General features: G+C 43.5%; 13 protein-coding genes and 1 pseudogene. 12 read left to right on the top strand and 2 right to left on the bottom strand.

Annotation, left to right across the window (positions count from 1 at the left end):
- Positions 1–55: 55 nt before the first annotated feature.
- Positions 56–1279: an NAD(P)/FAD-dependent oxidoreductase gene (locus tag NSQ29_RS19100; RefSeq protein WP_341125839.1), complete on the bottom strand. Its 1224-nt coding sequence runs from the start codon at positions 1277–1279 to the stop codon at positions 56–58.
- Between the two features lie 177 nt (positions 1280–1456).
- Between NSQ29_RS19100 and NSQ29_RS19095 the strand changes: the two genes are divergently transcribed.
- From NSQ29_RS19095 to NSQ29_RS19060, 8 genes are all read left to right on the top strand, one after another.
- Positions 1457–1690 (top strand): spore coat protein, encoded by a 234-nt coding sequence (locus NSQ29_RS19095; RefSeq protein WP_042186181.1) that lies wholly within the window; start codon positions 1457–1459, stop codon positions 1688–1690.
- A 30-nt stretch (positions 1691–1720) separates the two neighbouring features.
- Positions 1721–2110: a spore coat protein gene (locus tag NSQ29_RS19090; RefSeq protein WP_341125838.1), complete on the top strand. Its 390-nt coding sequence runs from the start codon at positions 1721–1723 to the stop codon at positions 2108–2110.
- A gap of 259 nt (positions 2111–2369) precedes the next feature.
- Entirely contained in the window at positions 2370–2870 is a 501-nt protein-coding gene (locus tag NSQ29_RS19085) for an Lrp/AsnC family transcriptional regulator (protein WP_042125589.1), read from the top strand.
- Positions 2871–2883: 13 nt separating this feature from the next.
- Positions 2884–4104 carry an aminotransferase class I/II-fold pyridoxal phosphate-dependent enzyme gene (locus tag NSQ29_RS19080; protein ID WP_042186187.1) on the top strand — a complete coding sequence of 407 codons (1221 nt, stop codon included), beginning with the start codon at positions 2884–2886 and terminating at the stop codon, positions 4102–4104.
- A gap of 249 nt (positions 4105–4353) precedes the next feature.
- Positions 4354–4542 carry an aspartyl-phosphate phosphatase Spo0E family protein gene (locus tag NSQ29_RS19075; RefSeq protein WP_052404481.1) on the top strand — a complete coding sequence of 63 codons (189 nt, stop codon included), beginning with the start codon at positions 4354–4356 and terminating at the stop codon, positions 4540–4542.
- Between the two features lie 183 nt (positions 4543–4725).
- Positions 4726–5292, top strand: coding sequence for a cob(I)yrinic acid a,c-diamide adenosyltransferase (locus NSQ29_RS19070; protein ID WP_042186191.1), 567 nt, complete (start codon positions 4726–4728; stop codon positions 5290–5292).
- 1 nt (position 5293) lies between these two features.
- Positions 5294–6283, top strand: a complete 990-nt coding sequence (locus tag NSQ29_RS19065; protein ID WP_341125837.1) for an RluA family pseudouridine synthase — start codon at positions 5294–5296, stop codon at positions 6281–6283.
- A gap of 180 nt (positions 6284–6463) precedes the next feature.
- A complete protein-coding gene (locus NSQ29_RS19060) occupies positions 6464–6829 on the top strand; it encodes an arsenate reductase family protein (RefSeq protein WP_341125836.1) in 366 nt (121 codons plus the stop codon).
- 215 nt (positions 6830–7044) lie between these two features.
- Here the strand turns inward: NSQ29_RS19060 and NSQ29_RS19055 are convergent, their stop codons facing one another.
- On the bottom strand, positions 7045–7380 hold the full coding sequence (locus tag NSQ29_RS19055) for a hypothetical protein (protein WP_341125835.1): 336 nt from the start codon (positions 7378–7380) through the stop codon (positions 7045–7047).
- Positions 7381–7570: 190 nt separating this feature from the next.
- Between NSQ29_RS19055 and NSQ29_RS19050 the strand changes: the two are divergent.
- From NSQ29_RS19050 to NSQ29_RS19035, 4 genes and pseudogenes are all read left to right on the top strand, one after another.
- Positions 7571–8052: pseudogene (locus NSQ29_RS19050) on the top strand (chemotaxis protein CheW).
- A 127-nt stretch (positions 8053–8179) separates the two neighbouring features.
- Positions 8180–11443, top strand: a complete 3264-nt coding sequence (locus tag NSQ29_RS19045; protein ID WP_341125833.1) for a response regulator — start codon at positions 8180–8182, stop codon at positions 11441–11443.
- Complete coding sequence (locus NSQ29_RS19040; protein WP_340968284.1) at positions 11440–12138, top strand: response regulator transcription factor; 699 nt, start codon at positions 11440–11442, stop codon at positions 12136–12138. Before NSQ29_RS19045 ends, NSQ29_RS19040 begins: the two co-directional genes overlap by 4 nt.
- Positions 12139–12255: 117 nt before the next feature.
- Positions 12256–13968 (top strand): methyl-accepting chemotaxis protein, encoded by a 1713-nt coding sequence (locus NSQ29_RS19035; protein ID WP_340968286.1) that lies wholly within the window; start codon positions 12256–12258, stop codon positions 13966–13968.
- Positions 13969–13970: the final 2 nt, after the last annotated feature.

The raw sequence follows: 13970 nt of genomic DNA, 5'->3' as shown, positions 1-13970 counted from the left end.
AGGGGACTAAGCTTTTTTTAAAAAAACCTCAATATTGCTTATTCACGTCCGTTTTCTAAGAAGGAGAAGGTTTGGCTGATCGTGTCAATGAGAATAGATCAAGCTCCGGCCGATGTTTACCCGCAATCGTATCTGTTAATAACTCTGCAGCAATCATGCTGTACACCGTCCCATTGCCCCCATAACCCTCGATGAAGTAACAATGAGGGTACTTGGGATGAGGGCCGATATAAGGAAGCCCATCACGCGTAGAGCCGAATACAGCACCCCAGGAGTATTCTATCTCAATGCCTTTGATCTCAGGAAATAAAGCTTCCAGCTCTTCCAATAACCTTTGACTTTGTGAAATCACTCTGATATCACGGCGCTCTGGATCCGTCAACGGTTCATCTTTTCCTCCTGCAATAATACGTCCCTCCGGTGTTGTCCGAAAATACAAATACGGACGGGCGGTTTCCCAGAGGAGGCTCCGCTCATGCCACTTGGGGAATTCCTTCAGAGGTTTGGTCATCACTGCATACGTATTGATCAGCTCAGCGCCTCGGTCTTTTTTAAACTCCTGCGTTTCATAACCCATTGCAAAAATAACCTTCTTGGCAATAATACGTCCGTTCTCTGTGTGGCAAATTACTCCATCTTCAGTAAACTCATACTGTTTAGCCTCGGTCTGCTCATAAACGTGTACACCATTCATTGCTGCCTTGGCGATCAGGCTGTGAACTGTCCGGAAAGGGTTCGCTTCTGCATCACTGCGTGAATAAAGTGCAGCAGGTTTAGAAAAAGAATACACCGAAGCAATTTCATCCTCTTCCCAGAAATCAGAATCGAATCCGTGAGCAACAAGATTCTTATATTCTTCTCGCAGAGCAGGTACATCATCTGGTGTACTGGCATATAGAAGGCTGCTGCGAGGAATGATCTGGGGATCGATATCGAGCTTGGCTCGCAGATCTAAAATATTTCTAACCCCTGTTTGGCATAGCTGATAAAAGAGCAAGCCGCTCTTTTCTCCAAACGTGTTCATGCATGAGGTTAACGATTTGTCGTTAGATATCTGAAGTAAACCAGTATTGGCATGTGAGCTTCCGCTTCCGACGCGTCTTTTTTCGATCAGAACAGCCTCAGCTCCGCTTAAAGACAAGCGATAGGATGCCATTGCTCCACCCATTCCAGCCCCTACAACCAGGCAATCACAGTGAATGGTATCCTCTAGCGCAGGATAAGTTGGTGGGTCTTGTAAAGTACTTCTCCAAGGTGGGGTGCCGCTATTTAGTCTCATGAAAATGATCGCTCCTTCATTTGTTCCATAATTTAGTATGGGCGGCATTTTACCGTCTCATTCGCAGCATGTTCTTATTTTTGTCATAACTCTCTAGTGCTGTTGGGCAAATAAATGGTGTGCTTTGGCGGTATACTAAAGCCTGTTTGGATCAACTACAAGGAGGGACTACAACTCATGCAATCAATGCAAATGCAGGCACTAAGTGGAAAAGAATTGGAATATATCGCAGACTCCATCTCTAATGAGGACTTGCTTCTTAAGCAATGTGCGGCTACCGCCGCGACAACGCAGAACGAGCAGGTCCGACAAGTTTGTTTGCAGCATATCCAAAATCACACGCAGCACATGGATACACTTACTCAGTTACTCCAGCAGCATCAACAGTACGCACCAACAAGCCCACAATAATTGCATTATTAATCTTAAGGAGGGTATAAAATGAACGCACAGAATCCAGCAGCATTTATGCCAGATGAGGATTTAATGAACACCATTTTGTGTGATTTGAAGCGGACGGTTCGTGAGTATGCGACAGCTGCTACGGAATCGGCATGTCCAGCGGTTCGCCGGGTCTTTAATGAGATGACTATGAACACGCTTCGACTTCAGGGCGATCTGTATACGCATATGTCCCAAATGAATATGTATCCTGAGCCTTCAAAAGCATTGCGCCAAGATGTGGACAAGCAGCTTCAAACTGCACAGCAATTGCAACAAAAATCAGGTCAGTTCGTGCAGCAAAAAACAGGACAAACTGGATCTATTTCTCACAATGCGAACAGCCACCTTCATTCGAATGGACAACATCAACCGTCTCATTTAATGTAACCAAGATGGTTAGCGGATGAAGCATCCTGCCACATAACCTTAAGGCTGACGCCCGTTTATACCGAGAGCTCCGGTATAAACGGGCGTTTTTTGTATAAAAATCCATTTAGCTGAGTAAACCTAGTCTTCTATGCGGATATCATATGGGGTTATTTTGTTTGCAGAGATGCTCAATTCATGTCATATTAGTATTAAACTCTTTTCGCGGGGCGACGCATGAATAGCGCAACGTCATTTGCGAACTATCCGGAGGGAAGGCATGAAGGAAATGAACGAACTAAAGAGGAAAGTGCTGGAACTGCTTAAAGAGGACGCGAGAAGATCTACTGCACTCTTAGCTACGCTGCTTGGCGAGGAAGAAGAAGACGTAAAGACGGCGATTGGGCAATTAGAGAAGGACCATGTAATTGTTAAGTATGCAGCCGTTGTAAACTGGGATAAAGTCGATGACGAGAAAGTGACAGCGCTGATTGAGGTACAGATTACACCCGAACGGGGTCGCGGATTTGAAGGCATTGCCGAGAGAATCTACCTGTATCCACAAGTGAAATCCGTTTATCTGATGTCAGGTGCTTACGATCTTCTGGTAGAAGTGGAAGGCCGAAACTTACGTGAAGTGGCCAATTTTGTATCCGAGAAGCTGTCTCCAATTGATTCAGTACTCTCAACTAAAACGAATTTTACCCTTAAAAAATACAAACAGGATGGGATCATCTTCGAGGAGCATGAGGAAGACAACCGTCTGATGATCTCTCCATAAAGGAAGTAATCATATGATCACGAATAAAACGCAGCTAACTGGAGAAGACAGCAAATCAATGAATTCTTATTTGGCCCCGCTGGTACAGCAAATTCAGCCTTCGGGTATTCGTAAGTTTTTTGATCTGGCTGCAGGCAGCAAGGATATCATATCACTCGGAGTCGGGGAACCTGATTTCAAGACCCCGTGGCATGTCAGAGAAGCTTGTGTCTATTCGCTGGAAAGAGGATTTACAGGCTATACATCCAACGCAGGAATGCCTGAACTAAGGGAGGGTATTGCGAACTATTTGCACACCCGTTTTGCAGTGGAGTATGATCCTGCCAATCAAATTATAGCAACGGTCGGCGGAAGTGAGGCTATCGATCTGGCTCTGCGCGCTTTGATCACGCCGGGCGATGAGATCCTCATACCAGAACCTTGCTATATTTCTTATTCGCCGATAACGGCTATTGGTGGAGGTATTCCTGTAGGTATCGAAACCATCGGAGAGAATGACTTTAAACTTACTGCAGAGAGTTTGGAAGCAAAGATTACTCCACGCTCCAAAGTTCTAATTCTGTGCTACCCGAGCAACCCAACGGGAAGTGTTATGACCCGAGAGGATTGGGAGCCGATCGCCAAGGTTGTAGAGAAGCATGATCTTATTGTAATTTCGGATGAGATCTATGCGGAATTAACGTATGGAATTAATCATGTCAGCTTTGCCTCATTGCCAGGTATGATGGACCGTACGATTTTGGTCAGCGGTTTCTCCAAGGCTTTTGCCATGACTGGATGGAGAATGGGTTATGCTTGTGGTCACCCTGATTTGATCTCCGCTATGCTTAAGATTCACCAGTACACTGTGATGTGCGCTCCTTCTATGGGCCAAGTGGCTGCACTTGAGGCACTGACCAATGGGATGGAAGAGAAGGATCGAATGGTCGATTCTTATAACCAACGGCGGAGGCTGATTGTTAAGGGTTTGCGTGATGCGGGACTGGAGTGCCATGAACCACAAGGTGCATTCTATGCTTTTCCAAGCGTGCGCAAGACAGGACTGACATCTGATCAGTTTGCACAACGATTATTACTTGAATATAAGGTGGCAGCTGTACCTGGAAGTGTCTTTGGTTTAGGTGGTGAAGGTTACTTACGCTGCTCCTATGCTACATCAGTAGCTCAACTGAATGAAGCTATAGAACGCATTGGTGCTTTTGTCACACAACTGGAACGAGAGAGAATGGAATAGAGAAAATTGGACTATAGCCTATCCTATAATCCTATGGTATTATTTTACTTTGAGAGTAATTAACCCCTATAATAGAACTAACAAGGACGTATTTACTCTGGAATTAAGCGTTGCTTTGAAGTTGCTTTTATTACTTTAATGACATTTTGTGGCACGCGCTCAATAATACTTTTAGGAGGGATGATTGTGCTTAGTGCCGATTATTACTTACCTTCCTATGGAGGGCAGTGTTTTTCTGGAAGTGGGAAACTGTCCCCCAAGGGTGATGCTTCTGCTCGCATACTCTCTCTGGAAGATGAAATTAGAATACTCCGTAGCAAAATGGAGCAGCTTTTTTTGCAGGAAAAATCATTCACTTCAGATAATGTGATTGAAATTAGCAGTTTACTGGATCTCAAGATAAATGAATACATGAAGGGGCGTCCAGTTGGAAAATAACGTCGCTACATGCTGTTGAAGAGGACCCTAGGGTCCTCTTTTTGTTGTTCCTTTAAGCTCACACATCGCAACATTGCAGTCACACTTGGAGAGAATATGCCTATACTCTTCATTTGCCATTTTTATATAAGAAAGCTTAAACTAGCATTATGTGATTTGAAGAATGGATAGGAGGAGTAAGCCATGGTGATCTATACACGCACGGGTGATGCGGGTCAAACTTCAGTGATTGGCGGCCGGGTTGGTAAGGACGATGTCCGAGTTGAAGCTTACGGAACGATCGATGAACTGAATTGCTTTGTAGGTCAGGCAAGGAGCCTGATGGAGGACGATCAGTTTGATGATGTACGCGAGCAGCTGCTGGAAATTCAGCATGAGCTATTCGATTGCGGAACCGATCTGGCTTTTATTAAGCTAGGTGATGGTGGTCAATATATGGTAACAAGTGAGATGGCTAAACGGTTGGAGGGCTGGATTGATGAGCTTCAAGCAGAGAATCCACCACTAGAAAAATTCATCCTCCCTGGGGGCAGTCCGTTGGCTTCGGTTCTACATGTGTGCCGTACGGTTTGCCGCCGGGCGGAACGCCGGGCAGTTACACTTGGACGAAATGCAGACATTAACCCGGAAGCGGTTATTTATTTGAACCGGTTATCCGATTATTTCTTTGCACTGGCTAGGACGGCTAATACACGGGCAGGGATTACTGATGTAGAATACATTCGCAGTAAAAAGGTGTTCCGAGACTAATATGACTAGCTATTATTCACCAATTACTTACATTATACCGCCAGAAGAGGATGACTGGTTGCTGAAGACGATCCTGCATAAACGGATGGATGTCTCACGTAAATTGTTGTCACGCCTTAAGCAAACAGAACAAGGGATTACATTAAATGGAGAGCGTGTTTATATCAGCATACATGTTAAGGCAGGCGATATTGTACAGATTCGCATGGAAACAGAGACTTCGGATGATATTTTACCGCAGCCGATTCCCTTTGAAATTCTATTTGAAGATGAGCATCTGCTCGTAGTAAACAAGGCAGCAGGGATCATCGTGCATCCCACACACGGACATTACACTGATACGCTGGCTAACGGAGTAGTTCATTATTGGGCGCAAAAAAATGAACGTTTCCGCTTTCGACCCGTCCATCGTCTGGACCAGGAAACCTCCGGTGTGTTAGTCATCGCCAAGAATCCGTATAGCCATCAGCATATTTCTGAGCAGATGATTGCGGGTACAGTGGACAAACGTTATTCTGCATTTGTTCATGGGGCTCCTGTGGAGCCTTTCGGCGATATAGACGGACCTATTGACCGTGATCCTGAGGAGCCGCATCGACGTATCGTGACACCGGATGGTTATCCTTCTCTGACTCGGTATGAGGTTAAAACCGTATACGCACAAGGTTCAAAAGTTGAACTGAAGCTGGAGAGTGGTCGTACTCATCAGATTCGGGTCCACATGACCTCTATCGGCTGTCCTTTGATTGGTGACAGCATGTATCGTCATGAGCTGTATAATCTACCGGAATTGACTTTAACTCAAAGTGAACAGTTGGAGTCCGTTGCAGCACTAGATGCCTCCATACCACGTCAAGCACTGCACGCGGTGCGTCTGACGTTCAAGCATCCGGTGCTGCTGCAGGAAATGATCTTTGAAGCTCCTTTGCCGCCTGATATGGCGGCCTTGGAGAATGTATTGGAGCAAGGCCCGAAAGCGAATTTGAGGTAAAAATTATCTTAGTGATGTTAGCGAGAGGGCGAATTGGTTCTGGAGAAACGGAGTGTTCGCCTTTATCCTCGGATTTCATCCGCAACAAGCGGACTAAATCAAGAAATCTGAGGATAACAGCGATCGGAAGAATAATTTGCCAGCGTAGCGCACTCATCACTACCATTAAAGGAGAACAACATGAGCAAACTAAAAGTATATCAATATCCAAAATGCAGCACCTGCCGCAGTGCAGTAAAATGGCTACAAGCTCAAGGTCATGAGCTTGAGCTTCAAAACATCGCAGAACAGCCGCCTACCGTTGAGGAGCTGCGTGAATTGCTGGCCAATAGCGGACTTGAACTGAAAAAGTTTTTTAATACAAGTGGTGAAGTCTATAAAGCATTGGGTCTTAAGGACAAAATGGCACAGCTTAGTGAGCAGGAAAAGCTTGAGCTGCTCGCAAGCCATGGCATGCTAAATAAACGTCCGATTGTCACCGATGGCGTTAAAGTTACGGTAGGCTTTAAAGAAGAGCAATACGGCGAATTCTGGAGCAATGCCTGATTTCAGAGTCTAATCCAATCGATGATTGCAGCGATGTTGGGTGGTTAACCCAATAGCAGATAGAAGAATAAATCCTATCATGCTGACTCATCCTTTTTTCTCTTGCTCTGTTTTATCCAGGATAGGATAAAACAGAGCAAGGGGAAATAATAATTCAAAATAGTACCAACGGTAAAAATAGATATTGTTCAGCACATTATTAAATATCAGGCATATCAGTATACCTGCTGTTGGTAAAGAGATGAAATTGCCATGCGCTGATCCGTGCTGAACCAAAATTTTTCCTTCCTGCATCTTTTTTCAAGCCTAGCCTCGTTTGTACTTGGTTTTTCCTCTAATTTGAATAAGTCCCATTCCTGAAGTACCGATTGTTTGTAGAAATCTGCCAACTTCCGCTGGATCTGTTCGTTATGCATTTTAGTTTCAGTTTCTGCCCCCATCACTAATTCTTCGATCCGAGGCCCATGTAATTTCGATTCCGTGCTTGGCTCAGATATGCTTCGACTAGGAGTTTTTAACGCATCCATGATCAGAATCTTGTTGGTTTCCACAGGGTATACAATTTAATTATCGTTGTTTTTTCGCGTACGCAGGCTCCTTAAATTTAACAATTCCTATTTTAAGTATCCCTGCATGTAAAGTGAGTATGTATTTTATATTAATTTAACTAACACAAATCAAATATCGTTTGAACATGTTACATAACATTTTAGATATATAGTTAATTAAAAACGATGTTGAATGAATGGGGGGAAAATGACAGTCAGCCAATTATTACCCTTGAAAGATACTGCTGAGGTGGAAATAGTTGAGTTTCTGCTCGGTAATAATCTGTATGGGACTTATGTACAAAATGTAAGGGAGGTCATTAACGTACTTCCGATCACTCCGGTTCCATTGACACATCCATGCATGCAAGGATTGATAAAGTTTCGAGAAGAAGTAATGACAGTTATTGACTTGGCTAAATGTCTAGGATACTCGTCTGGAAGAGAGAAACGACAGGTGCCGGACAAATACATCATTGCAGAAATAAGGCCAAAAAGTTTGCTTTTCATGTTCAAGCGGCATCAAGAATTCATCGGTTCAATCAAGCAAAGATTGAAACAACAAACGAGAATGTCCAAGGAATGCGCGGAAATAGTCTGGGTGTTGTCCAAATGAAAGATCAGCTGCTTATTCTTTTGGATCTTGAGGGAATAATTGGGAGGTTGTCTGGATAACTCGCAATCGGAATATGTGGCATTTTGTCGAACGATGTATATTGTTCGACTTTTTTTGCATATAATTATAATTATTTGAAATTTATCAGAATCGAGCCAATTATGTATTATATAAGGTGGTAAAACGATGAATCGGGATCTATTACTCAGCTTTTGTCTATTAACCATTTTCACTTTTCTTTTTGAATATTTTTTGATGAGAGTGAATGTGAATCTGAGAAGTGTAACAGGATACACTTGGAAGGTAGGGATTTATCAAGGGCTAGTAGGTGTTATTTTAGGCTATGTCTTTCAAATTCATTATCATAATTTTTTTATAGCTGACTTGAGTACCATCCCTATCCTTATTTCGGCATATATTGGCGGTCCCTTTGCTTCAGCACTCACGGCTGTGCTGATCATTCTTTACCGTTTTATGGACAAGCCCTCAATGATGACAATGATACTGGGCGTAATAGAGTTTTCCATTATTTATACTGTGAGCAATCTATCGGTGACTCATATTCGAAAGAAACAGTGGATAGTCTCAGTCACCGCTACAAATTTTTTGTTGATATTGTTTAATAATTTTATCGACAGCTCACATCCATTACTCGCTAGTCTGGAATTTTTCGCAGTCTATGAGGTATCCGGATTGTTTATCGCTGCAAAGCTATTTTATATGTACGATGCACAGAAGCTAAAGCAACGATTCGATGAGATGCAAAATGATTTATTCGAGATTCTTCACCTTCAGCCCGGATTAATTTATAAATTGACCAAAAAGGATGAGAAATTCAAATTCAAGATTGCGGGAGGTGCATTATTTGCTGAATTGGGAGTCTCTTACAACGAACTCGCAGGGTTAACCCTTGACCAGGTTGAAATCATTCCAGAAGAACAAAAGCTTTACATGCAAAATCAGATAGAAAGGGCCTGGGCGGGGGAACAGTTATCCTTTGAAATGCCATATAGGGAGCATGCTCTTCTCATCACGCTTAAGCCTTTATTCTATGATCATATTGTCGGCTCTGTCATTGGCTCTGTAACAGATATATCCGGGCGTAAACTATCGGAGAAGCAGCTTAAGGAAAGCGAGGAACTATACCGGTCCCTAGTGGAAAGCTCACAAGATTTCATTATCTGGTTTGATGTGCAGGGGCGTATTACATCTGTTAACAGGAAGGTAGCCGAGACGCTTCGCGTGACGCCCGAAAGTTTGGTCGGAACATGGATAACAGATAAGCTTCCAGCAGGGAGACATGTTGAGGCCTGGCTGTATTACTTCAATCGGGTGATCTCCAGTAGAACCATGGAGAGCTTTGAATACAGCTTCAGCTCAGCCAGGAGAGAACACGAGTATGATGTAACTTTTTCACCATACTACAATATCAACCAGGAGGTCATTGGGGTTGTTAGTACTGCTCATGATATTACTCATCTCAAGAAAAGCATGGCAGCTGACGAAGCCAATAAGGCCAAAAGTGAGTTTCTTGCCCGGATGAGTCATGAAATACGCACGCCTCTTAGCGGCATTATTGGACTCACGGAGCTTTTGACCAGGCAGGAGATGACTCTGGTACAAAAGGATTATTTGGACAAAATCCTTTCCTCCTCTCATACCTTACTTGGCATTATTAATGATGTTCTTGATTTTTCGAAGATTGAGGCGGGGAAAATAGAACTGCAAAAAGTTGATTTTAACCTTCATCATTTAATGCAGGAATTATCGGATATTCTTGCTGTGCTTGTAGGTCAGAAGAAACTGAAATTTATTATTGAGACTTCTGCGGATATTCCGGAAATTGTTTATGGTGATCCATTGCGAATTGAGCAAATTCTCATCAATATGATTAACAATGCCATTAAGTTTACTGATAGCGGGTATGTATATGTCAAAGCTGAGCTCGTAGGATATGAAGAAGATATTATTCGTGTGGAATTTTCTGTAGAGGATACGGGGATCGGACTTACGAATGATCAAATTAATCATCTGTTTGAACCCTTCATGCAGGTCAGACATCATTCCAGACAGAAAGGTGAAGGGACGGGGCTAGGACTTCCGATCTGCAAATACTTTGTGGAGATGATGGAAGGAGATATTGAAATCAGCAGTCAGCCTGGGCGGGGCAGCAAATTCTCGTTTGAGATTCCCTTAGAGTACAGACTGTTGAATGATCTTCCTCAGGGAGAGATGATTGAATTTTCGCAAACAAAGGTACTTGTCATCGAAAGCAATAGGGCAGTTAGAAATGGGTTATGCTCTATGCTGGAATCGATGAACTTTCTTGTCCTCGCTTGTGGAAATTTGGATAGTGCAATTACCCACATGCCTGTGGAAGTGATTATAGCGGATTTAAGCATGGAGGACCAGGAAGGACTGAATGATTGGCTCCGGCTCAAGGAGATATTCGTTATGCAGCCGGTCCGTATCGTCGTTATTTCAATAACAACCGTTCGGGATGAAATTATGAAATTGCCGGAGGAACTGCAGCCAGACGCCATTATTTTGATGCCGGTTAGCCGCAACGGCCTGTACCAGACCATGCTTTCACTTTTTCGAAATGAACCGTATTCGCCTTCGGGGATTTCAGATGCTGAGGTTTTTGCCATACCCCAATGCCAGTGGAACATTATACTGGCTGAAGATAATGAAATTAATCAGCTTGTGGTCACCGAGATTCTGAAATCCTATGGCTTTAACGTTACAGTAGCCAATGATGGTAAGGAGGTGTTTCGTTTGCTGGATCAAGGCCGGTGGGATTTGCTCATATTGGACATCCATATGCCTGAGTTTGATGGTGTGGAGGTAACGAAAAAGCTGCGGCAGGACCGCCGGTTTAATGATTTACTAATCATTGCCTTAACCGCAAATACTGTAAAGGAAGAGCATGAAGAGTATTGTCGTATTGGGATGAATGGAGTGTTAACGAAGCCGTTTCAGATTGGTGATCTAATTTTTTTATTGAATAGACAACAAGATTTACACGACTATGAAAAGTCACTTGGAGACGAAGAGTGTTTAGCAAAGGGGTGGAGGCGACTCAGGGGAATTGATTTTCAGGTTATTCTGCAAAGAGTTGGCGGAAAAGAACATATCATGCGTCATATGTTTATCATGTTCTTGAACGAATACAGACATTTTGCTGAACAACTGCGCGACGCCTTGGCCCGACAGGATTTCTTATACACTCTAAGAATGCTCCATACCCTAAAGGGCGTGGCTGGCAACATAAGTGCTGACCGTCTGCTGGCAGCTGCGGAGAATCTTGAAACGGCTCTGGAACAAGGTGCAGATGTTCAGATTGAAATGTATCATTTGGAACGGGAGCTGAAATGGATCATTTTTACTTTGCATTATTTTTTGGACGGGAACACAGTTGTACATTATTTTGAGAGGATTTCAATATGAAGGTTATTCTAATTGAAGATGACAGTATTATCGGCGATATGATAAAGATGTACCTTACGGAGGAAGGTAACATCGTTGACAGAGTGGATACCGGATCCAGAGGGCTTACCCTGGTTGAAAATTCACAGCCGGATATTGTAATTATTGATTTAATGTTGCCGGATCTAAATGGTATGGAAGTCTGCAGGGAGCTGCGCAAAGATTCCTTGGTGCCGATTGTTATCATCTCTATGAATACGGATGTTCTTTGCCGTGTAGAAGCGTTGAATGCCGGAGCTGATGACTATTTGTGCAAACCCTTCAGCATGAAGGAGCTATTGGCGAGGATGAACGCCATTGTACGCAGAACAAGACAAGGTTCCCGCAGGCAAGAAGATCGCGGCAGTATCGGCGAATACAGAACGAAAAATGAAGGGATTATTATTGAACATGAGTTCCGCACAATCAAAGTTCAGGGAAGAAGGGTGGAGACAACCTTTACCGAATTTGAAATTATGAAACTCCTATATAATCATCCGGAGCGGGTGTTCTCTCGTGAGGAGCTGATTATTTATTTGCGTGGAATTCATACTTTAGTGAATGAGCGTTCCATTGATGTACATGTTATGAAGCTCAGAAACAAAATTGAAGCAGATCCGAAAAATCCGAGGTATATAAAAACCGTGTGGGGAATAGGTTATAAGTTTTCTCCATAGAAATTTGAAGATTATGAAGAAAAAACATAGATTATACATACTTATGTTGTAATTGTTTTAACACCCTTCTTTTATCATAAATAGGAGATGTTATATGGTGAAAAAGGGGGCATTAGAATGCGTAATCTAAAAGTAGCAACAAAACTGTTTCTGTTGATAGGAGTGTTTATTATTGCCTTTGGAGGCCAAAGTGCAATTGGATATTCTGCGTTGACACAAATGAATAATAATTCTCACGATATGTATTATGACCGAATGATGCCTGAAGCTGATTTTCTGATATACCGTAGCAACAACCGGGAGCTGGAGTCCACTATGTTCCAGATGATGCAGGAAACATCGGCGCAGGAGGGAGAAGACTTGCTGAATAGATTTGGAGATTTGAAGGAAGAAAACATTCAACTTCTGAACAGACTGCTCACATCGGGAATTGATGCGGAGGAGAAAAAAATCGTGAGAGAGATCCAGGCACAATTCTCTTCCTATATAGAAGGAATGCAGGCTGTACTTGATATAGGAGCTCTCAACCGCAATGAGGAAGCTTACGATTACTATAAAAAAAATGTTGTAGAAGCCAGAGATACAATTACCTCTTTAGGCGTGAAGCTAAAAGACGATCTCATTGCTGGTGCGGACGCAATCAATGAATCGACCAACAAGCAAGCCAAACAAGGTACTATGTTAACGATTATCATATTTGTAATTGCTATCATTGTGAGTAACGTAATCGGAATCGTGATTATTCGCATGATTGTAAAGCCGATTCAACTCGTTCAGAAGCAGATGAGAGAGATGGAGCAAGGGGATTTCAGTGGCGAGGTTCATTACCGTTCCAAGGATGAACTCGGACAGTTAGCTCAATCTCTCAATGCCATGCTGCAGGTGTTAAGAGATTTGTTCGGCCGGATTGCCGAGACCTCACAGCAGGTTGCGGCATTCTCGGTTGAACTTACAGCAAATGCAGAGCAGACAAGCACGGCCAGCGAGAATATTGCAGAAAACGTCGAGGAGGTTGCTGGAGGCTCGGACCACCAGGTTCAGGTAGTTGAGGAAACAGTCAAAACACTGAGACAGATGAGAGACAGCGTTCAGCATATGGAACAGAACGCACAGACGATGTCCGAGTCAGCTGAACAGGCCTCGAACAAATCTATGGAAGGAAATGAAGCAATTGTTACCGCTGTAAACCAAATGAGTTCAATTCATGAGGCGATCGAGGATTTAAGCCGCATTATCCATGGATTGGAACAGCAGTCCGAAGAGATTGGTCAGATTGTTGACGCCATCACAGACATTGCAGCACAAACCAATCTGCTTGCCCTGAATGCGGCCATTGAAGCGGCAAGGGCTGGTGATCAGGGCAGAGGGTTTGCCGTCGTTGCGCATGAGGTCCGCAAGCTGGCAGAACAATCAACAGGCGCAGCCCAAAAAATATCCGCTCTAATCAGCAACATCCAGTCGGAGACGGGCAAAGCTGTACAGTCCATGGAACGGACGGCCAATGAGGTCTCAAGCGGTATAGAAACGGTTAATTCGGCAGGCCAGTCATTTGCTCAAATAGAGGAGTCTGTGGGCAAGGCGGCTGATCAGATTCAGGCAATCTCTTTTGAAATTCGGGATCTGGCTTTGGGGTCGGATCAGGTGTTTCATTCGGTTGAACAAATAAATGTGGCTGCTCAAACATCTGCCGCCAGCACACAGAATATTGCGGCTGCAACCGAAGAACAACTCGCATCTATGGAGGAAATCTCGGTAGCTTGTACCTCATTGTCCTACATGGCTGAGGAATTGCACGACAAAATAAACGAATTCAAGATTTATAAGAATTAAGG

Source organism: Paenibacillus sp. FSL F4-0236 (assembly GCF_038000135.1).
In the GTDB taxonomy this organism is placed as follows: Bacteria; Bacillota; Bacilli; order Paenibacillales; family Paenibacillaceae; genus Paenibacillus_AQ.
The sequence above is the reverse complement of the archived record's forward strand: the minus strand, read 5'-3'. Positions and strand labels throughout refer to the sequence as shown.